Genomic DNA, 18,229 nt, shown 5'->3' with positions numbered 1-18,229 from the left:
GCCTGCCGACCATGGCCCGCAGGACTGGCCGCCCGGTGGACGGTCGGTGGACGCGCAGGCGCGGCGGAAAAACGCTGCTACCCGGGGGCTATGAATTCCTCATATGCGGTGGGTGAGGCCGGCACTGTGAGCGCCGCCGCCGATCCCGCATGCTGATGAATGTCCGCAACGGAAAGCACCGCCGAGTCAGGAGCCCATCCATGTTGACGAGCCACAGCACACTCGCCACGCAGGACAGCCACTCGACGAGCACGCACCAGGACCACCTCAACTCCTACCTCCCGCAGGACGAGCCGATGGAGCTCGTCATCGAGGAGCTGACCGCGTCGTCGGCGGCGCCCGCCCTGTACACCCTGTGCTACGCGAACAACTCCGCTTCATGAGAGATTCGTTGATCGGATTCCGGCGCCACCTCCGAGCGGAGGTGGTGCCGGACGACGCGACGTACCTGATCTCCGAACGCGGAGTCACCGCCCTCAGGGCGCCCCATCTGGAAACGGTCGCCCCGCTGCTGGACGGCAGCCGCGACCTCGCCGCACTCGTGCGCGACGCCCCGCAGCCGCTGTCCGCGGCCCGGCTGGTGTCCCTGATCGAGCAGCTCGCCGACGCGGGCTTCATCGAGTTCCGCGAGCACGGCGACACCCACACCGACACCACCGACACCACCGACATCACCGCCGCCGACACCACCGACATCACCGCCGCCGACCACAGCGCCGAGGCGTACTGGGAACTCGCGGGCCTCGACGGGACGCCCGCCCGTACCAGGTCCGCCGCCGCAGTGGTCGAACTGCGCACCACCGGCAAGCTGTCCCACCCCGCGGCCGCCCGCGCCCTGCGCGCCTCCGGTCTGACCGTCGCCGAAGGCAGCGCGCCGGACGCCGCCTTGACGCTCGTCGTCTGCGAGGACTACCTCACCCCCGAACTCGGCGAGATCGACGCGGAGCACCGGCGCAGCGGCCGGCCGTGGCTGCTCGCCAAGCCCACCGGCGCCACCGTCTGGGTGGGTCCGGTGTTCCGGCCGGGCGCCGGTCCCTGCTGGTCCTGTCTCGCCCAGCCGGTCAGGCTGCACCGCGCGGTGGAGTCCCAGGTGCGCGCCGCGCTCGGACTGCAGGGCCCCATGCCCAGGCCGCTCGCCGGGCTGCCGTGCACCCGGGTGGCCGGTCTGCAGATCGCCGGACTTGAGGCGGCCAAGTACCTGGCCGGACACCAGCACACCGACCAGGACCGGGTGCTGACCTTCGACACCCTCACCCTCGAATCCCGCCACCACCGGCTGCGCCGCCGCCCGCAGTGCCCCGAGTGCGGCGACCCGGGCCTGGTCGCCCGGCAGGCCGGGCAGCCGGTCGTACCGCGCTCGCGGCGCAAGATCGCCGGCAGCGGCGGCCACCGATCCCGTACCGCCCAGCAGACCCTGGACACCTTCGGCCACCTGGTGAGCCCGGTCACCGGAGTCGTCGCCGACATCAGCCGGGTGGAGAACGGCCCCGCCTTCCTCAACAGCTTCAGCTCGGGCCCGAACCCGGCCGGCTACGCCAACGGCCTCGCCGCGCTGACGAGCGGGCTGCGCCAGGTCAACGGCGGCAAGGGCAGTACCCCGCTGGAGGCGGAGGTCAGCGCGCTGTGCGAGTCGGTCGAGCGCTACTCCGGCTGTGTGCACGGCGACGAGGCCAGGGTCAGCGCGTCCTTCACCGACCTCGGCGAGCGCGCCGTGCATCCGGACACCTGCCAGTTGTACGATCCGGCGCAGTTCGCCGGACGCACCGAATGGAACGCCGCACACTCCGGATTCCAGTACGTCCCTGCCCCGTTCGAGGAGGACGCGACGATCGACTGGACCCCGGTGTGGTCGCTGACCGCGGGCCGGCACAAGCTGCTGCCGACCGCGCTGCTCTACTTCGCCACCTCGGCCGAGCGGCTGAACCCGGTGCGGGGGCGCCGGTTCGCGCACGCCGACTCCAACGGGAACGCGGCGGGCAGCAGCCTGGAGGACGCCGTCCTCCAAGGCTTCCTGGAACTGGTGGAGCGCGACGCGGTCGCGCTGTGGTGGTACAACCGCACCCGGCAGCCCGCCGTCGACCTCGACGCGGCCGCCGACCCGTGGACCGACGAACTGCGCGAGGTGCACCGGTCGTTGGGGCGCGAGGTGTGGGCGCTCGACCTGACGTCCGACTTCGGCATCCCGGTCTTCGCCGCCCTGTCACGCCGGACGGACAAACCGGCCGAGGACATCGTCTTCGGCTTCGGCGCCCACTTCGACGCGCGGATCGCGCTGCGCCGCTCGCTGACCGAGCTGAACCAACTGCTGCCCGCCGCGCTCGGCGCCAGGCCCGACGGCAGCGGCTACACACTGACCGACCCGGAACCGCTGGACTGGTGGCGCACCGCCACCCTGGACACCGACCCCTATCTGCGTCCCGCCCCAGGACCTGCCCGGCGTCCTGCGGACTTCCCCCGCCCGCGCGGCGACGACCTGCTCGACGACATCACCGCCGTCACGGAACTGGTGCGCGAGCGCGGTCTCGAACTGCTCGTGCTCGACCAGACCAGGCCCGACGTCGGGCTGCCCGTCGTCAAGGTCCTTGTCCCCGGGCTGCGTTCGTTCTGGGCCAGGTTCGCGCCCGGCAGGCTGTACGACGTACCCGTCGCGCTGGGCCGGCTGGCGGCGCCGACGGCCCGCTCCGCCCTCAATCCACGTCCTCTCTTCGTCTGACCGCCACTCGTGTCCACCCGGGAGCCCACCGTGCAGCAGCCAGCCAGCCTGGAACACGCCTTTCCGCAGGCGACCACACCCTTGTGGTCGCTGCGTGAGGACGTGCGTGTCGAGGCCGCCGACGACGGCGAAACGGTGGAGCTGCACGGCCGTTGGGCCGATCTGCGGATCAGAAGGCCCGGTCCGGCGCTGATCGAGACCCTGCGCCGGATGAGTCTCGGTCCGGTCAGCCTCGACAACATCCCGGCGGACCAGGGCGCCCAGCGCTCCTGGCGCGCCGTGCTGCTCGGCCTGCAGCACCTCGTCGTACGCTCACTCGCCTTCGCCGGCAGCGGGCAGCCGGTGCTTTCCGTCGTACCGCTCTCCCGCGCCGCCCGGTTCGCTCCCGAACCGCCGCCCGCCGACCGGGCGTTGAAGCTCTCCCGGTTCGCCGTGCTGCGCAGGGAGGACGACATGTTCCTGCTGGAGTCGCCCCTCTCGCTGCACCGGGTGCTGCTGCACAAGGCCGAGGCGCAGTGGGTCGTCGCCGCGCTCGGCAGGCCGGCCGACGTCGCGACGGTGGAGGCGGGGCTGCCGCTGGCCGAAGGGGTGGTGGTGGAGATCCTCGGCTATCTCATCGGCACCGGCATGGCCCTGGTGGCGCGGTCGGCGGACGGGGAGTTCGACGAGGACGAGGACGCGGCCCTGCGGACCTGGTCGGCGCACGACATGCTCTTCCACACCCGGTCGGTGATGGGCCGCACCGACGGCGACTTCGGCGCCACCTTCGCCCACGCGGGCAGCATCGCGCCGCAGCCCGCGGTCAAGAGCCGCCCGCGCGGCCGGGTCGTCGCGCTGCCCCGGCCGGAACTCGGCACGATCGCCGCGAAGGACGCCCCGTTCACCGAAGTGCTCGAAGGCCGCAGATCTCGGCGCAGCTACGGGGCGCCGGCCCTGCGGCTGAGCACGCTGGGCGAGTTCCTGTTCCGGACGGCCCGGGTCCGCTCGACCGGTACGTCCGGGGCGGGGGAGACCAGCTACCAGGTCACCGACCGGCCGTATCCCACCGGCGGCGCCGCCTACGACCTGGAGCTGTACCTCACCGTGCGGGACTGCGAGGGCCTGGTGGACGGCATCCACTACTACGACCCGCACGAGCACGCCCTGGTGCTGGTCAACGACGATCCGGTGGCGGCGGGGGAGATGGCGGCCGGCGCCATGGCCGCCGCACCGCTGTCCGGGCCGCCGCCGGTGCTCATCACGCTGACCTCGCGGTTCCAGCGGCTGTCGTGGAAGTACAGCGGCCTCGCCTACTCGCTGGTACTGAAGCACACCGGGGCGCTGCTGCAGACCTTCTACCTGGTGGGCGCGGCGATGGGGCTCGCCACCTGCGCCGTGTGCAGTGAGGACATCGCGGTGTGCGCCGGCGCACTGGGCCTCGACTGGCGTACCGAGTCACCGGTGGGTTCTTTCGTGCTCGGCCCCCGCCCCGAGCAGCCGCTGGAGGCCGCCGACCAGCAACGGACCGGCGACATGTTCTGAACGAGCCTGTCCGAAAAGGCTGTTGACCGCCCCGCGGGGGCGCCGCCGGTCGAATGAGAGTTCAAGGAACGCGCCAACGCCGTCCCGTGCGCCCTACTATGGGGGCCTAGCTGTGTGCCTCAACGGGGGGACGTGTGGGGATGCCGCGACGATTACTGCGGTCCGGTAGAGAACAGAGCGAGGTTCTGCCGCCGCGACTGGCCTTCACCATCGTGCTGCTGGTCCTGTCCGGCTTCGTGCTCATCGCCGTGCTCAACGTGCTCGACACCGACCCGGGCGCGCTGCTCATGACGGGCTGCCTCTTCTGCGCCGTCACGCTGTTCGGCATCCAGGCCGTGCACAGCTCCCCGGACGCACAGCGCTTCCGCGACCGGTTCGGCGCCTGGACACTGGGCGCCCAGATGCTGCTGACCTATGTGCCCATGGTGTTCTTCGGCGCCACCTGGGGCGGCATGGGCGGCTTCCTCGCCGGGTCGTGCCTGCTGATCATCGCCGCCCCGCTCTGCTGGCTGGCCTTCGCCGTCGTGGTGGGCACGGCCGGTGTCTCGGCCGGGCTGGGCGGGGTCAACTGGGTCGACACCTCCTATCTCGTGGTCTCCACGGTGCTGACCGGGCTCATCGTCTACGGTCTGACCCGGCTGGCGAACCTGGTGGCCGAGGTGCACCAGGCCCGCGAGGAGCTGGCGTACATGGCGGTGGCCGAGGAGCGGTTGCGGTTCGCCAGGGACCTGCACGACCTGCTCGGGTTCGGGCTCTCCGCGATCACCCTCAAGAGCGAACTGACGGTGCGTCTGCTCGCCACCCGGCCCGAGCGGGCCCGTGAGGAACTCGTCGGGATCCTGCAGATATCCCGGCAGGCGCTCGCCGATGTGCGTGCCGTGGCCACCGGGTACCGCGACATGTCACTGACGGCGGAGGCCGCGTCCGCCGAGGAGGTGCTGACCGTCGCCGAGATCGGCGCGCGCATCGACCTGGACTGCGGTCCGCTCCCGGCGGCGACCAGCACCGTGCTCGCCACGGTCATCCGCGAGGGCGTCACCAACGTGCTGCGGCACAGCAAGGCGCAGAACTGCCACATCGAGGCACGCCAGGTGACCGGCAAGGACGGCAAGCCCCTGATCCGGCTCACCCTCGCCAACGACGGCGCCGACGAGTCGCGCAGGACCGGGCCCTCCAACGGCAGCGGCCTCGGCAACCTCCGGGTGCGCGCCGAGAAGATCGGCGGCCGGCTGACCTCGCACATCGACGAGGACGGCTGGTACCGGCTGGTGGTGGAGGTGCCGCGGGCGGGAGTGCGTCAGGTCAGCCAGCCGTTGTCCTGAGCGATCCTGATCGCGTCCACCCGGTTACGCGCGTTGAGTTTCGTGACGGCGCTGGTCAGGTAGTTGCGTACCGTCCCTATCGACAGGAAGAGCCGGCCGGCGATCTCCATCGCCTCGGCGCCGTCCGCGGCGAGCCGCATCACCTCGATCTCCCTGCGGGTCAGCGGATTCTCCAGCACCTCCCAGGCCGCCAGCGCGAGCTGCGGATCGATGACCCGCACCCCGGCGGCCACCTTCCGTACCGCGTCGGCCAGTTGGTCCGGCGGCGCGTCCTTCAGCAGGAAGCCCGACACCCGCACCGCGAGTGCCCGCCGGAAGGTGCCGGGACGGCCCAGGCTGGTCAGTATCAGGGCCCGGCAGCTCGGCAGCGCCGTACGGAGCAGATCGGCGGCGCTGAGCCCGTCAAGGCCCGGCAGATCGATGTCGATGATCGCGACATCAGGCCGGAACTCCAGCGCGGTGGGCACGAGTTGGTCCCCGGCGGCGAGCTGGGCCACGACTTCGAAGTCCGGCTCCATCTCCAGCAGCGCCACCAGCGCACCGCGCACCATGTGCATGTCTTCGGCTATGACGATACGGATCAAAAGCCCCCCATTTCGAACGAACAGTCCATCACATGGACGCACCAGACGTTCAACTCCCCGAGGAATGCTAGACGAACGACGTCCGGCGGACCGCTACGACGGGCCGAGCGGAATGTGAACTTCTCATACTCCGGGGCTGACGGGATCACGGACGACCGGGGATCTCCGCACTGTTGGCGCCCCGCGCCCGCATGGGACCTTCAAGACAGTGCGGATCCCGGTCCGCGCACCTCGTACCATCCCTTCGGAGCAGTATGGAGACCAGATGGAGATCACCCTGCTGGGATCTCTCAACGCACAGGAGGACGGCTCCCCGATACTCCCGTCGGCCGCGAAGACGCGACAGATCCTCGCTCTCCTCGCCCTGCACGCCAACCAGGTGGTCCCCGTCTCGATGCTCATGGAAGAGCTGTGGGAGTACTCACCGCCCAGGACCGCTTCGGCGACGCTGCAGACGTACATCCTGCGGCTGCGCCGGCTGATCGACGCGTCCGTCAGGGGACGCTGCGACGCCAAGGAGATCCTGGTCTACAAGCACGACGGCTACCGGCTCAACGTGCCGCGGGGCAGTGTGGACGCGATGGAGTACGACCGGCTCGCCGCCGAGGGGCAGCGTGTCTTCGAGTCGGGCGACGACGCGGCCGCGGTGCGGATCTTCCGCGAGAGCCTGCAACTGTGGAGCGGACCCGCGCTCGCCGACATCAGGCCCGGCGCGCTGCTGGAGATCGAACGGGTCCGCCTGGAGGAGAGCAGGCTCGGTGTGCTGGAGCGCCGCGTCGACGCCGAACTGTCCCTGGGGCGCCACTCGGAGCTGCTGACCGAGCTGACCGTCCTCACCGCCCGCAACCCTCTCCACGAGGGCCTGCACGCACAGCGCATGATCGCCCTCTACCGGTCGGGACGGCCTTCGGAAGCCCTGGGGGTCTTCATGAAGCTGCGCGGCCGGCTCGTCGAGGATCTGGGCCTCGACCCTTCCCCTCGGCTCCAGCGCCTCCAGCGGGCGATCCTCGGGGGAGACGCGGACCTCGACCAGACCTACCGGGGGCCGGGACGCCGGGTCCTCGACATGTACGCCGCTTGAGCTTTCCGCGACACGAAGCCGGTGCCGGACCCGCACAGTCGGGGTCCGGCACCGGCTTCGTATGTCAGGCCGTGCGTTTGTCGGGCCGTGCGTTTCAGACGACCTCGAAGTTGGCCATCATCGCCATGTCCTCGTGCTCCAGGTTGTGGCAGTGCAGCATGTACCGGCCGCGCTGCCCCGTGAACCTGGCCAGGACGTCCACCACTTCGTACGGCCTGACGTCGACGGTGTCCTTCCAGCCCGCGTCGCTCGCCAGCGGGCCGCCGCTGCCCCGGGCGACCACCTGGAAGTGGGCCAGATGCAGATGGACCGGATGGTGGAAGTCACTGCTGAAGCGCCAGCGTTCGACCGTGCCGAGCCGCGGCGACGCCAGTACCCTCGCCGGGTCGAAGGGGGCTCCGTTGACGGTCCACATCCGGCTGCCGCCGCCCTGCGTCAGCCGGAAGTCGAATCTGCGCTCGGCCACCGCCCGGCCCGCCCGCAGCGTCTCGAACTCCGCCAGCCGCTCGGGGATCCGGCTCGTCTCCTTCTCCCGCCGGCTGATCCTGAACCGCATCACCCGCCGAGTGCCGCCGCTGCCCAGGGTGTTGACCAGCTCGACGGTGGAGCCGTGCGGATAGGCGGCGAAGTCGATCAGCACGTCGAAGCGCTCACCCGGTGCGACGGGCAGCTCGTCATGGCGCAGCGGCGCCGCCAACAGGCCGCTGTCGCTGCCGATCTGGACGAATCCGGAGCCCGTACGGGGACCCGGCTCCAGCGCGAAGCGGTAGCGGCGCGCGTTCGACACGTTGACGAGCCGGAACCGGTACAGGGTGTCCGACACCTCCAACTCGGGCCAGGCCGCGCCGTTGACGAGGACGACATCGCCCGTCACGCCCTCCATGTACGCCTCTTCGACGCCCGGCCGGCCGGTCAGCGAGGGGTCGAGCGACGGGTAGCGGAACGCCCCGTCCTCCTCGAAGGCGCGGTCGCAGATCATCAGCGGGACGTCCTTCTCGCCCCGGGGCAGCGGCAGCGCGTCCTCGGTCTCGTCGCGGACGAGGAACATCCCGGCGAGCCCGCGCCAGACCTGCGGCGCGCTGAAGTCCATCCGGTGGTCGTGGTACCAGAGCGTGGCGGCCGGCTGGTCGAGGGGATACGTGTACGTCTTCGCGCCGGGCGTCAGCGTCCACCCCGCGGGACCGCCCCGCGCCATGCCGGGCATGCCGTGCATGGTGTGCGCCGACCCGGCCGGCGGATGGCGGTAGCCGGGCGGCAGGACCAGGTCCATCGGGTAGCCGTCGGACGAGGGGGCCTGCACCCCGCCGTGCAGATGGGTCGAGGTCGGCACCGGCAGGCTGTTGCGCACCCGTACGGTGGTGGTGCGTCCGGACCGGCCGACGAGGGTGGTGCCGGGGAACGTGCCGTCGTACCCCCAGACCTCGGTACGCAGCCCCGGCAGGATCTCGATCTCGCCGCTGCGCTGGACGAGTTCGTAGTGGTCGCTGCCGTCCTTGGCGCGCCGCGCCCGCGCGGTGACCGGCACCGGCAGCGGCACCTGGAAGGGCCGGGGGAGCGGGGCGGCGCTGGTGAGCTGTTCCCCCGACACATCGGTGCGGCCGGCGCCGCAGCCGGTGACACCGAGGCCCGCGGTGCCGATCCCGGCGACGGCGGCGCCCTTGAGCAGGGTCCGCCGGTCGAGCCGTGCGCGCATCACGACTCGATCCGCGGCAGGCCGGGCCGGTAGGCGAAGACCCAGTACCCCAGCGCCGTCATACCGGCGACCAGGGCGACACCGAGCGGGATGTGCACGGCGAGATTCCGCGAGTAGCCGAAACCGCTCTGCGCCTCCACGAGTCCGGCCACCAGCAGTGTCACACCGATCGGCCACACCGGTCCGCCGCCGGGCCGCCACAGGGTGACGGCGGAGGCCACCAGGATCCAGCTCACGGTGGAGATGAACGTGGCGTTGAGGGCGTGCAGATCCAGCAGATCGCTGTCACCGGTGATGAACTGCCCCGCCAGTACCGGCTGGATCAGCATCAGCAGTGTCAGCGCGCACACCAGGGCGCGCAGCACCACCAGCGGCCAGCGCCTGGCGGGTCTCGCGGGACCAGGTCTCGCGGCACCGCTCGCGGCACCGGATCTCGTGGCACCAGGTCTCTCGGCGGGGGTTTCGTCGGGTCCTTCTTCGGGCGGCAGTGTGTCGAGCGACTGGGTCATCTGCATCACTCCGGGTCGGTGGCACCGTGCAGTCTCGCAGCGCCGACTGGACCGCCGGTAGCGCCTGTTGACCGCGCGGCGGGCTGCCTCTACGGTCTCTACCGCGCACCACACGGGCGACGCGGGAGGGGCCGGAATGGCGTACGGAGACACTCCCGCGACACCGGACACGGTGCCCACCGTGCGCGGCCCCGTGCCGGCCGGCGAACTCGGCAGGGTGCTGATGCACGAGCACATCTTCGTGCTCAGCCCCGAGTTCGCCGACAACTACCCCGAGCACCAGGGCTTCCAGGAGTCCGAAGAGGTGCCGCGCGCCGTGCGGCGGCTCACGGAACTCGCCGCCGCCGGCATCTCCACCATCGTCGACCCCACCGTCATCGGGCTCGGCCGGTACATCCCGCGGATCCAGCGGGTGGCCGAGCAGGTCGACATCAACATCGTCGTCGCCACGGGGCTCTACACCTACAACGACCTCCCGCACTACCTGAGCATGCGCGGCCCCGGCACACCGCTCGGCGGCGACGACCCCCTGGTGGACCTGTTCGTCGCCGACATCACCGAAGGCATCGCACACACCGGGGTCAGGGCCGGAGTCCTCAAATGCGCCACCGACGAACCCGGTGTGACCCCCGGGGTGGAACGGGTGCTGCGGGCGGTCGCACGGGCGCACCGCGCCACCGGCGCGCCGATCCTGACCCACACCCACGCCGGGACCCGGCGCGGCATCGAGCAGCAGGACCTGTTCGCCGCCGAGGGGGTCGACCTCACCCGGGTCGTCATCGGGCACTGCGGCGACAGCGCCGACCTGGACTATCTGACCGCGATCGCCGACCGCGGCTCGCTCCTCGGGATGGACCGGTTCGGCCTCGACTCGCTCCTGCCCTTCGAGCGGCGGGTCGCCACGGTCGCCGCGCTGTGCGAGCGCGGCTACGCCGACCGGATCGTGCTGTCCCACGACGCGTCGTGCTACATCGACTGGTTCCCGATGCGGGAGCTGCCCGGACTGCTGCCCAACTGGCACTATCTGCACCTCACCCGCGACGTGCTGCCCGCGCTGCGGGCACGCGGGGTGTCCGAGAGCGAGATCGCCACGATGCTGGTCGACAACCCGCGCCGGATCCTGCGCGAGCGAAGCGGCTACTGAGCGGCTGCTGAACGACTTCCGAGCTGCCGCCCGGCGACGGCCCCGGTCCACGTCGGCCGACAATTTCCCCCTGCACGCATCTAGGCCGTACCGACCAGTCGGTACTAGCCTCTGGTCGTCCCCGGAGCGGCCACCGGCGCGTCGAGCGCGTGCGGACGCCTTGCTCCCGGTACCCCGAGGAGGCCGTATGTCCACCCATCCGCCGCAGCCTGCCGACATGGGGAACGGACCCACCACCACCGCCGGCACGCCCGGCATCGGTGCCCGGCTCTGGCGCCGGGACCTGGCGCACTACCCCGACCCGGCCCGCCGCTACGGCTATCTCGCGATCGTCGTCGTGACCACCGTCGTCCTCTACTACATGCTGTACGTGCAGTACGCGGTGGCCACCTCGATCATCACCAACTACCACATGTCGTACACCTACTTCGTGTGGGTGTCGGTCATCGGCAACGCCGTCGGCGCCTTCACCTCCCTCATCGCCGGCTTCGCCGACCGCTGGGGCCGGGCGAACCTCGTCGTCTACGGACTGCTCGTGGCCGGGCTGCTGTTGCTGCTCGGGCTGCCCAACTCGCCCGACGAGACGGCCTATCTGATCCTCTTCGCGGCCGTCGGCTTCGTCGAGGGCATCGTCCTGGTCGCGACCCCCGCGCTGATCCGCGACTTCTCACCGCAGCTCGGCAGGGCGACCGCCATGGGGTACTGGACGATGGGTCCCGTCCTCGGCAGCCTCGTCGTCACCGTGGTCACCAGCAGCACACTCGACTCGTCGACCTGGCAGGACGAGCTGCGCTACTCCGGCATCGCCGGGCTGATCATGTTCGTGATCGCCCTCCTCGGGCTGCGGGAGCTGTCCCCCGGCATGCGGGACCAGATCATGGTCAGCCTGCACGACCGCAAACTGGTCGAAGCCCGCGCCGAACGCGCCGCGCCCGTACGGGAGTCGCAGCGGACCTGGCAGCAGATGCTCCATCTCGACGTGGTGGGCTCCGCCGTCGCCATCAGCCTCTTCCTGCTGCTGTACTTCGCCGCCGTCGGCAACTTCGTCGTCTACTTCTCGGCCAACTTCGGCTACAGCCAGCAGCGCACCAACGGACTGGCCAACTGGTACTGGGGGGCCAACGCCATCGCCCTGGTGGTGGCGGGGCTGCTCTCCGACCTCGTCAAGGTGCGCAAACCGTTCATGCTGGTCGGCGGGTTGGGCTCGATCGCCGTCACCGCCACGTTCGCCGTCCTCGCCACCCACCCGCACACCGGCTACTACACCTTCGCCGTGCTGTTCATCGGGATCGGGGCGCTCTCCGGTATCGCCTACGCGCCGTGGATGGCGAGCTTCACCGAGACCGTGGAGCGGCGCAACCCGGCCGCCACCGCCACCGGACTCGCCGTGTGGGGCTGGATCATCCGCATCGTGGTCGCGGTCTCCTCGGCCTTCGTACCGATCGTGGTGACCTCCGCGTCGCCGCTGGTCGAGCACGGTACGGAGGTGGCGACCGCGCAGGCGCAGGCGGCGCCCGCGCTGGCCGTCGTCGACGCGCACCCGCAGATCTTCGCCCAGCTCGCCAAGTACCCCCCGACGGCGATCCCCCCGGCGCTGGCGCAGCAGGCCGCCCGCGAAGTCGGGCCCGCCGACCTGGCGCTCGTACAGAAGGCGCAGCCGCAGCTCACGATCCTGCGCGAGCACGGTCCCGAGGTGCGGAAGGCGGCGGCCGACGGGCCGGGGCAGTGGCAGACCTGGTGGTGGGTGTGCGTCGGCGGCCAGGTCGTCTTCATCCCGTTCATCTTCGTGATGGCAGGGCGCTGGAGCCCGAAGAAGGCGCGCGAGGACGCCGAGCGGCACCGCAGGGACGTCGACAGCGAGGTCAGCGCGCTCGCCAGCGAAGGCGCCTGACGGTTCAGTTGAGGCGGACAGTTCAGTTGAGGCGGACGGTGAGCAGGGCGATGTCGTCGTCCTTCTCCTCGCCGAACCGCTCCAGCAGCAAGTCGCACAGCGACTCGAGCTCCTGCGGACCCGAAGCGGCCGCGGCACACAACTCGGCGAGCGAGTCGTCGATGTTGGTGCTGCGGACCTCGACGAGCCCGTCGGTGATGAGGACGATCCGGGTGCCCGGCGCCGTGTCGACCACCGTCGCCGCCGGGTGCGAAAGGCCGAGCCCCAGCAACGGCCCGTGCTCATGGACGAATTCGGCCCCGCCGCCGGGAAGGAGCAGCAGCGGCGGAATGTGCCCCGCGTTGGAGATGTGGATCCTGCGGCCACCGGGCTCGACCAGGATCAGGCACATCGTCACGGTGAGCCCCGGCTGCGACTGCGCCAGCAGCGTCTCCAGCCGCTCGTTGATGTCGTGCGGGGTGTGCCCCTCCAGCGCGTAGGCGCGCATCCCGTGCCGCACCTCGCCCATCACGGCGGCGGCCGCCATGGAGTGCCCCGCCACATCGCCGATGGCCAGCAGCAGCCCGTCGGAGGTCTCCAGCGCCTCGTAGAAGTCACCGCCGATCTCCGCGTGCCGGGACGCCGGCAGATAGCGGAACGCCAGATCAACCCCGGGCACCGCTGGCAGCCGGTCCGGCAGGAAGGTGCGCTGGAGCGTCAGCGCGATGGAGTGCTCCTCGTTGTACGTGCGCAGCGCCTCCAGCGACAGGGCGCAGGCGTGGGCCAGTTGCTGGAACAGCTCCCGGTCGTCCTCGCCGCCGACTGCGGCTGCCGGTACGGCGAAGCAGACCGGCGGCCGGCCGCGCTTGGTGCGCGCCACCGCCAGGATCACGTCCTCGTCGAGCTGGTCGCCCGGCAGCAGTGTCTTCCACACGGCCCGCGGCAGCCGGGCGATCTCCGCGCCGGTGCCGGTGCCGAGCGTGTGCCCGGCGAGCCGGTTCAGCAGCTCCGAGGTGGACGGCGCGGAGCGCGGCACCGCGCCGGGCCCGGTGATGGAGCTGTGCACCGCCTGGCCCTGCGGGGTCAGGAAGACCGCGCTGACGGCGCACGACATCAGGGCGGCGGCCCCGCCCGTCGCGGCGGCGGCGAAGGAGTGGAAGCCGATCGCCCGGTACACGTCGAGGGTCGTGCGGTTCAGCATGGTCAGCCGCGCCGCGAGCCGTTCGGCCCTGCGGCGGGCGCGCGCGTAGCGCAGGGTCGCCGTGACGGTCGCCAGGAACTCGGCAGGATCGATGGGCTGGTTGAGATAGGCGTCGGCCCCGCGGTGCAGTCCCTCCGCGTGGTCCTCGGGGGTGAGGGCGGCCGCCGAGATATGGATCACCGGCAGCGCGGCGGTGTACGGGTCCGCCTTGATGTGTTCGCAGACCTCGAACCCGGTCATGTCGGGGAGCCGTACGTCGACGACGGCGACCTCGGGCCGCGGCTCCACGCCCGGCGCGAGCAGCGCGAGCCCCTGTGTCCCGTCGCGCGCCTCGATCACCGTGTGGCCGCCCCGCCTGAGCCAACTGCTGAGGACGTAGCGGTTCGACTCGTCGTCGTCGATCACCAGAACGGTGGCTGGAGCACTGTCGAGCAGTGCCGCGTCGTCGGTCACCGGTCGGCCTCCTGTGCGTGTGTCGTCCCCGGAGACAGGTTGGGCAGCCGGACCACGATGCGGGTACCGGCCCCGGGCTTGCTGGTCAGCCGCAGTGTGCCGCCGAGCAGTTCCGTAAGGGTGCGGGCGTAGGGGAGTCCGAGCCCGGTGCCCTGCCGTCCTCGTTGGTGTGCCCCCGGCACCTGGTAGAACTCCTCGAAGACGCGCTTCAGTTCGTGCGCGGGGATGCCGACGCCCGTGTCGCTGACGGTGAACGTCAGCCAGGGCTCGGCGGGGTCGGCGTCGACGTCCAGCCGCACCTCGCCGCTGTCGGTGAACTTCAGCGCGTTGGACAGCAGATTGCGCAGCACCCGGGTCAGCAGCACCTCGTCGGTGACCACGACCGGCAGCGTCTTCGGCTCGGGTGTCACGAACGCGACGCCGTCGGTGGGGAACGTACTGCGCAGCACACCGCCGAGCTGACCCACCAGCGTCCGCAGATCGACCGGTTCGAGGTGCGGCTCCAACTGCCCCGACTCGGCCTTGGCCACGTCCAGCAGATCACCGACCAGCGCGAGCAGGGTGCTGCCCGAAGCGGCGATCAGGGTGATCCGGTGCTTCTGCTCGTCGTCCAGATGGGCCGCGTCCGGGGCGAGCAGGAGCTGGGACAGGGCGACGACCGCGTTGACCGGGGTCCGCAGCTCATGGCTGATATTGGTCCAGAACCGGGTCTTCGCCTCGCTGGTCTCCCGCAACTGCCGTGACTTGTCGTCCAGTTCGGTGTGCAGGGCCACCACACCGCTGTTGGTCTCCTCCAACTCCTGGGAGAGTTCGGTGTACAGCGCCAGCACACCCTTGTTGGTCTCTTCCAGCTCCTCGTTGAGCCGGCGCAGCTCCTCCCGCTGGGCGCGGGTCTCCTCCAGGGTGGCGATCAGGTCCCGGGTCTGGGCGCGCAGATCCTCGGCGAGCGTGGTGTGGTCCGTACGGCCCAGCGCCTCGCCCACCCTGCGGTGTGCCTCGTGCGGGGTGAGCACACCGGCCGGGCCGTGCTGCTCCACCAGGATGCGGCTGCGCGGGTCGCCCGGCTCGTGCCGGAGCCGGGGCACCAGCCGGGCCGCCAGCTCCAGCGACTCGGTGCTGGGCGGCGGGCCGCCGTTCCAGGCGAGCGTCACGAGCAGGGCGGGCTGCGTCTCACCGGTCAGGGCGAAGGCCACCGTCAGCGCGGCGCAGCCCAGCCGGTCCCGGCCCAGTTCGCTGAGCGCCGTCGCGAGCCGCACCTGGTCCTGGGCGTCCAGGCCCAGCGCCTCGGCCGCCGTCTGGCCGCTGCGGCGCAGCGCGAAGACGTCCTGCGCCGATGCCAGGTCGAACGCGAGGAGATGTGCGGCACCGTCGCCGGCCACCTTCACCAGGCTCCCTTGACGACCACGATCCCTGCGTCGTCCCGCCGCACGGCCGCCTCGCGCAGCAACTGACCGGCGATCACGGCGGGGGTGTGCTGCAGCAGCCCCGGCAGGGCGTCCATCGTCCAGCGCTCGGTCAGTCCGTCCGAGTGCATCACGAGCGCGCCGCCCGGCACGAGCGGCTGCTCGAAGGTGCGCAGCGTACGCATCTGCTGGCCGACGATGCCCGGCGCCGACATCAGCCCGGCGCGGGCCGTCGGGCTGATGACGTAACCGCTGACGTTCCCGACACCGCAGTACAGCAGGCGCCCCGCCGACGGCTCGACCCGGGCGACGGCCACCGCGCCGCCGCGCGTGCCGCGCAGCGCCGTATGGACGTCGCGCAGGACGGCGTCGGGCAGCCGGGCCCTGCTCTGCCGGAAGGCGCTGACCGCCGAGTCACCCGCCAGGGCCGCGAGCGGGCCGTGCCCGAGCCCGTCGCACATCATCACCAGCAGCGCGGGCGCCGGGTCGGGCCCTTCGCCGGGGTCGACCCGTACCGCCCACGCGTCGCCGCAGCTCGTCTCCCCGCTGATGGGCCGGGTGAGCCCCGCGGCCACCGACGTGTCGACCGCGGTCGCCTCCGACGCCCGCACGCTGTCCGACGCGTTGCGCGGCCAGAACTGCGCGCTCATGACCGTGCCGCGGCCGGGGATCGAGTGGATGTCGAAGGTGTCGGCCAGCCGCGCCACGGCGCCGAGCCCGATGCCCAGCGTGCCCCGCGAGGAGGTCCCGTCGGAGAGCGCGCCCGCCACGTCGCGCATACCGGGCCCCATGTCCACGGTGAGGAACTCCACCGCGGCCTCGTTCGGCGTGCGCAGCACCCGCAGCAGCAGCGAGCCGTCGACGGCGTGCAACTGGAGGTTGGTCGCCGCTTCCGTGACGGCCAGCGCCACCTCGGACGCGCGATGGCTGTTCAGCCCGATCCGCCGCGCCAGGGTGGCGGCGGCGCCGCGTGCCGACGCAGGCATGGTCGGGCTGTCGCGGAACCAGGCGACGTCCTCGCAGTCGAGTACGCCGAGCGCGGTCACCTGGACCACTTGACCACGGTGACGGTCGTGCCGTTCCCCGCCTCGGTCTTCAACTCGAATTCGTCCACCAGCCTGCGTGCCCCGCTCAGTCCGAGCCCGAGACCCGAGCCCGAGGTCCAGCCGTCCGTCATGGCCAGCTCGATGTCCGGAATCCCGGGCCCTTCGTCGCTGAAGATCGCGGCGACGCCGACCCGGGTGTCCTTGCGGACCAGACCCGCGGTGAGCAGCCCGCCACCGCCGTACACCAGGGTGTTGCGGGCGAGTTCGCTGGCCGCCGTGATGAACTTCGTCTGGTCGACGAGCGAGAGCTTGCACTGCTGGGCCAGTGTCCTGGCGAGCTGGCGCACCCGTACGACGTCGTCGTTCTTGACGATGGGATGGGTCTGCGGCGCCTCCCCGGCGGCCCAGGGCGTGATCATGCCTGGTCCGTGCGGCTGTCGGATCGCCGCAGCAGTGCCAGGCCCTTCTCCAGGTCGAGTGCGGTGCGCACACCGCCCAGCGACAGACCCAGCTCCACGAGCGTGATGGCGACGGCCGGGCGCATGCCGACCACCACCGTCTCGGCGTCGAGCATCCGCGAGATGGCCGCGATCGTGGCCAGCATGCGGCCGACGAACGAGTCGACGATCTCGACGGCCGTGATGTCGATGACGACACCGCGCGCCGACCTGGCCACGATCTGCGCCGCCAGGTCCTCCTGCAGATTCAGGACGGTCTGGTCCTCCAGGTCCACCTGGATCGAGACCAGCAGGACGTCACCGATCCGCAATACGGGTACGCGCTCGGTCACCGCAGCACGTCCTTGCGCGCCACCAGATCCACACCGGACTTGCGCAGCGCCAGCTTCAGCGCGTCGGCGAGGCTCGCCTTCGTCACGATGTCCCCGAACTCGATGCCCAGCGCCACGATGGTCTGGGCGATCTGCGGCCGGATCCCGGACACCGTGCACTCCGCGCCCATCAGCCGCGCGGCGACGATGGTCTTCAGCAGGTGCTGCGCGACCTGGGTGTCCACGGCCGGCACCCCGGTGATGTCGATGATCGCCTGCTCGGAGCCGGTGTCCACCAGCGCCTGCAGCAGCTTCTCCATCACCACCTGGGTACGGGCGGAGTCGAGCGTGCCGACCAGCGGAACGGCGATCACGCCGTCCCAGAGCTTCACCACGGGCGTGGACAGCTCCATGAGCTGGTCCGCCTGCGAGCTGATGATCTCCTCGCGGGCCCGGGTGTACGTCTCGATGGTGAACAGGCTCAGCTCGTCCACCAGCCGGCTCAGTTCCAGGTACGACTTGATGTCGGCGGCCGTGCCGTCCAGCAGGACCGGCTCGACGACCTGCTTCAGCGCGAGCACGCTGACAGCGGTCTCGGTCGGCGTGAAGCCCTGGCGTGCCCGGTTGCGCGACAACTCGGTCAGCAGTGCCCTGACTTCGGACATGGCCTCACCGTGTGCGTCGGGTCCGCCGGCCCGCAGTGCCTCGACAAGCGCCGTGAACAGCTCGCGCAGCTCCTGGTCGACCTCGGCCCTGCTGATGCGGCCGCCCAGGGAATCCGAAACGCGCTCGACCCAGCCGGTCGCCAGCTTCTTGGCGTCGGCCGAGAGGAGATTCACCAGCCCGGCTTCGGCATCCTGCTTCGCCATCACGGTGCTCCTTAACATCCTAAAAAGATGCGGTCAGACAATCTTCGGGAA

16 protein-coding genes are annotated in these 18,229 nt (G+C 71.1%); 7 read left to right on the top strand and 9 right to left on the bottom strand.

The genetic code is table 11. The features are described 5' to 3' along the window. The first annotated feature begins 200 nt into the window (after nucleotides 1–200). The 4 genes from ACZ63I_RS08210 to ACZ63I_RS08195 all read left to right on the top strand — a co-directional run bounded on the left by ACZ63I_RS08210 (nucleotide 201) and on the right by ACZ63I_RS08195 (nucleotide 5,556). Nucleotides 201–383, top strand: coding sequence for a hypothetical protein (locus ACZ63I_RS08210; protein ID WP_041998192.1), 183 nt, complete (start codon nucleotides 201–203; stop codon nucleotides 381–383). Beyond that, nucleotides 380–2,713, top strand: coding sequence for a TOMM precursor leader peptide-binding protein (locus tag ACZ63I_RS08205; RefSeq protein ID WP_469336548.1), 2,334 nt, complete (start codon nucleotides 380–382; stop codon nucleotides 2,711–2,713). The genes ACZ63I_RS08210 and ACZ63I_RS08205 overlap by 4 nt, the downstream gene beginning before the upstream one ends. Before the next feature lie 30 nt (nucleotides 2,714–2,743). After that, nucleotides 2,744–4,234 carry a SagB family peptide dehydrogenase gene (locus ACZ63I_RS08200; RefSeq protein WP_469336546.1) on the top strand — a complete coding sequence of 497 codons (1,491 nt, stop codon included), beginning with the start codon at nucleotides 2,744–2,746 and terminating at the stop codon, nucleotides 4,232–4,234. A 140-nt stretch (nucleotides 4,235–4,374) separates the two neighbouring features. Beyond that, nucleotides 4,375–5,556, top strand: coding sequence for a sensor histidine kinase (locus ACZ63I_RS08195; protein WP_469336544.1), 1,182 nt, complete (start codon nucleotides 4,375–4,377; stop codon nucleotides 5,554–5,556). Here ACZ63I_RS08195 and ACZ63I_RS08190 read toward each other — a convergent pair. Further along, nucleotides 5,532–6,140 (bottom strand): response regulator transcription factor, encoded by a 609-nt coding sequence (locus tag ACZ63I_RS08190; protein WP_041998196.1) that lies wholly within the window; start codon nucleotides 6,138–6,140, stop codon nucleotides 5,532–5,534. The two genes, ACZ63I_RS08195 and ACZ63I_RS08190, sit on opposite strands and share 25 nt — an antisense overlap. 265 nt (nucleotides 6,141–6,405) lie before the next feature. Between ACZ63I_RS08190 and ACZ63I_RS08185 the strand changes: the two genes are divergently transcribed. After that, nucleotides 6,406–7,221, top strand: coding sequence for an AfsR/SARP family transcriptional regulator (locus tag ACZ63I_RS08185; protein WP_469336541.1), 816 nt, complete (start codon nucleotides 6,406–6,408; stop codon nucleotides 7,219–7,221). Nucleotides 7,222–7,315: 94 nt separating this feature from the next. Here ACZ63I_RS08185 and ACZ63I_RS08180 read toward each other — a convergent pair whose 3' ends face one another. Together ACZ63I_RS08180 and ACZ63I_RS08175 are read right to left on the bottom strand one after the other, a co-directional pair. Beyond that, on the bottom strand, nucleotides 7,316–8,914 hold the full coding sequence (locus tag ACZ63I_RS08180) for a multicopper oxidase family protein (protein ID WP_469336539.1): 1,599 nt from the start codon (nucleotides 8,912–8,914) through the stop codon (nucleotides 7,316–7,318). Next, the gene (locus tag ACZ63I_RS08175) at nucleotides 8,914–9,423 is read right to left on the bottom strand and encodes a hypothetical protein (RefSeq protein WP_469336538.1); all 510 of its coding nucleotides are present in this window, start codon (nucleotides 9,421–9,423) and stop codon (nucleotides 8,914–8,916) included. The genes ACZ63I_RS08180 and ACZ63I_RS08175 overlap by 1 nt, the downstream gene beginning before the upstream one ends. A 136-nt stretch (nucleotides 9,424–9,559) precedes the next feature. On the opposite strand from ACZ63I_RS08175, the gene ACZ63I_RS08170 reads away from it, so the two are divergent. Further along, the gene (locus tag ACZ63I_RS08170; protein ID WP_469336536.1) at nucleotides 9,560–10,567 is read left to right on the top strand and encodes a phosphotriesterase family protein; all 1,008 of its coding nucleotides are present in this window, start codon (nucleotides 9,560–9,562) and stop codon (nucleotides 10,565–10,567) included. A gap of 187 nt (nucleotides 10,568–10,754) precedes the next feature. Next, nucleotides 10,755–12,458 carry an MFS transporter gene (locus ACZ63I_RS08165; protein ID WP_469336534.1) on the top strand — a complete coding sequence of 568 codons (1,704 nt, stop codon included), beginning with the start codon at nucleotides 10,755–10,757 and terminating at the stop codon, nucleotides 12,456–12,458. A 22-nt stretch (nucleotides 12,459–12,480) separates the two neighbouring features. Here the strand turns inward: ACZ63I_RS08165 and ACZ63I_RS08160 are convergent, their stop codons facing one another. Genes ACZ63I_RS08160 through ACZ63I_RS08135 form a run of 6 tightly spaced genes read right to left on the bottom strand, consistent with a single transcriptional unit; the run spans nucleotide 12,481 to nucleotide 18,178 of the window. Continuing rightward, a complete protein-coding gene (locus ACZ63I_RS08160; RefSeq protein ID WP_469336533.1) occupies nucleotides 12,481–14,091 on the bottom strand; it encodes a SpoIIE family protein phosphatase in 1,611 nt (536 codons plus the stop codon). Then, nucleotides 14,088–15,476: a sensor histidine kinase gene (locus tag ACZ63I_RS08155; RefSeq protein WP_469336531.1), complete on the bottom strand. Its 1,389-nt coding sequence runs from the start codon at nucleotides 15,474–15,476 to the stop codon at nucleotides 14,088–14,090. The genes ACZ63I_RS08160 and ACZ63I_RS08155 overlap by 4 nt, the downstream gene beginning before the upstream one ends. Further along, nucleotides 15,473–16,549 carry an ATP-binding SpoIIE family protein phosphatase gene (locus ACZ63I_RS08150; protein WP_469336529.1) on the bottom strand — a complete coding sequence of 359 codons (1,077 nt, stop codon included), beginning with the start codon at nucleotides 16,547–16,549 and terminating at the stop codon, nucleotides 15,473–15,475. The genes ACZ63I_RS08155 and ACZ63I_RS08150 overlap by 4 nt, the downstream gene beginning before the upstream one ends. After that, the gene (locus ACZ63I_RS08145; protein ID WP_469336527.1) at nucleotides 16,537–16,959 is read right to left on the bottom strand and encodes an anti-sigma regulatory factor; all 423 of its coding nucleotides are present in this window, start codon (nucleotides 16,957–16,959) and stop codon (nucleotides 16,537–16,539) included. The genes ACZ63I_RS08150 and ACZ63I_RS08145 overlap by 13 nt, the downstream gene beginning before the upstream one ends. Beyond that, the gene (locus ACZ63I_RS08140) at nucleotides 16,956–17,330 is read right to left on the bottom strand and encodes an STAS domain-containing protein (RefSeq protein ID WP_469336525.1); all 375 of its coding nucleotides are present in this window, start codon (nucleotides 17,328–17,330) and stop codon (nucleotides 16,956–16,958) included. The genes ACZ63I_RS08145 and ACZ63I_RS08140 overlap by 4 nt, the downstream gene beginning before the upstream one ends. Continuing rightward, nucleotides 17,327–18,178, bottom strand: coding sequence for an STAS domain-containing protein (locus tag ACZ63I_RS08135; RefSeq protein ID WP_469336523.1), 852 nt, complete (start codon nucleotides 18,176–18,178; stop codon nucleotides 17,327–17,329). Before ACZ63I_RS08135 ends, ACZ63I_RS08140 begins: the two co-directional genes overlap by 4 nt. Nucleotides 18,179–18,229 lie beyond the last annotated feature (51 nt).

The organism is Streptomyces sp. NPDC087906, assembly GCF_055584925.1.
This window is presented reverse-complemented; position numbering and strand designations above follow the sequence as displayed.

Excerpts from the sequence above, each read along its gene's own strand:
- ACZ63I_RS08195 (WP_469336544.1), top strand. The coding sequence starts at position 4,375 with ATGCCGCGACGATTACTGCGGTCCGGTAGAGAACAGAGCGAGGTTCTG.
- ACZ63I_RS08145 (WP_469336527.1), bottom strand. The coding sequence starts at position 16,959 with ATGATCACGCCCTGGGCCGCCGGGGAGGCGCCGCAGACCCATCCCATC.
- ACZ63I_RS08185 (WP_469336541.1), top strand. The coding sequence starts at position 6,406 with ATGGAGATCACCCTGCTGGGATCTCTCAACGCACAGGAGGACGGCTCC.
- ACZ63I_RS08170 (WP_469336536.1), top strand. The coding sequence starts at position 9,560 with ATGGCGTACGGAGACACTCCCGCGACACCGGACACGGTGCCCACCGTG.
- ACZ63I_RS08180 (WP_469336539.1), bottom strand. The coding sequence starts at position 8,914 with ATGCGCGCACGGCTCGACCGGCGGACCCTGCTCAAGGGCGCCGCCGTC.
- ACZ63I_RS08210 (WP_041998192.1), top strand. The coding sequence starts at position 201 with ATGTTGACGAGCCACAGCACACTCGCCACGCAGGACAGCCACTCGACG.
- ACZ63I_RS08135 (WP_469336523.1), bottom strand. The coding sequence starts at position 18,178 with ATGGCGAAGCAGGATGCCGAAGCCGGGCTGGTGAATCTCCTCTCGGCC.
- ACZ63I_RS08205 (WP_469336548.1), top strand. The coding sequence starts at position 380 with ATGAGAGATTCGTTGATCGGATTCCGGCGCCACCTCCGAGCGGAGGTG.
- ACZ63I_RS08165 (WP_469336534.1), top strand. The coding sequence starts at position 10,755 with ATGTCCACCCATCCGCCGCAGCCTGCCGACATGGGGAACGGACCCACC.
- ACZ63I_RS08175 (WP_469336538.1), bottom strand. The coding sequence starts at position 9,423 with ATGACCCAGTCGCTCGACACACTGCCGCCCGAAGAAGGACCCGACGAA.